At 46.2% G+C, this 897-nt stretch carries 1 protein-coding gene; it reads right to left on the bottom strand.

Annotated features, from left to right (window positions below):
• Positions 1-311: 311 nt before the first annotated feature.
• The coding region (locus tag AC1DWB_RS36245) for a helix-turn-helix transcriptional regulator (RefSeq protein WP_477545885.1) at positions 312-897 on the bottom strand (586 nt) is incomplete at its 5' end.

Genomic DNA, 897 nt, shown 5'->3' with positions numbered 1-897 from the left:
GATGGATACTGCGAACAGCCCTTTACTTTTAAATACATACATGAGGATGTCGATTCATTGTGAACACAGGAGTGGAAAGTGAAAAAGAGGACCCCGGCGAGTTTTGGCTTGAACCTCCATACCGCGAAATCTCTTATTTAATCAAAGGAGGTTCAAACAAGATGTTTGAGCTAATGGGGTCCCCGCAAAGTACTCGGAATATGCTCCGAAGCTTATCTTCACTTTGTGGGGTATAGCTTAGGGGTCCTTTTTCACTTGGAACGGCCGTTTTCACCTCAATCAACAATGAATCTGCAGCCTCTATGTGCCGCTTACTCCAATTCCAGCTTCGCTGTGCCTGTACCTGTCCATGAGTTACGGTATTGCATTGGTGTGATGCCGTACTTCGCTTTGAACTTCGTACAAAAATATTGCGAGTTACGATAGCCAACTTGTGTCGCAATATCGGCGACCGTCAAGGACGCTTCAGACTTCAGCAATTCCGTAGCCATCTGCAATCGCGCCTTCGTTACATAATCTGTAAAGGAGATGTTCAACACATCAGCGAACAATGTAGAGATATAGGAACTCGACAACGAAGCGACTTCGGACAGCACATCGAGTGACAATTCCTCATGCAGATGGTCATCAATATACGATTTGAGTCGATGAACCAATTCGTTATGTCCTTTGGTCTTCCCGACTTGTACATAGTCCGTCATCTGGAAGACAAGGCCGCGAATCCAGTCAATCGTTTCCTCGAATGTAGGTTTCTTCTCTGCACGGAACAGCTCCGAGCTGGGAATGATGTGATGAAGGTTCAGTTCTAACACAGCTTCTGACAGTGCAGTTAACAATTGCATCACGGATAGTTCAACAACTTCTATCCGCACGGATGCCTGTGATCGGACCGCGAAG

The organism is Paenibacillus sp. P4_E11, assembly GCF_056401635.1.
The sequence above is the reverse complement of the archived record's forward strand: the minus strand, read 5'-3'. Positions and strand labels throughout refer to the sequence as shown.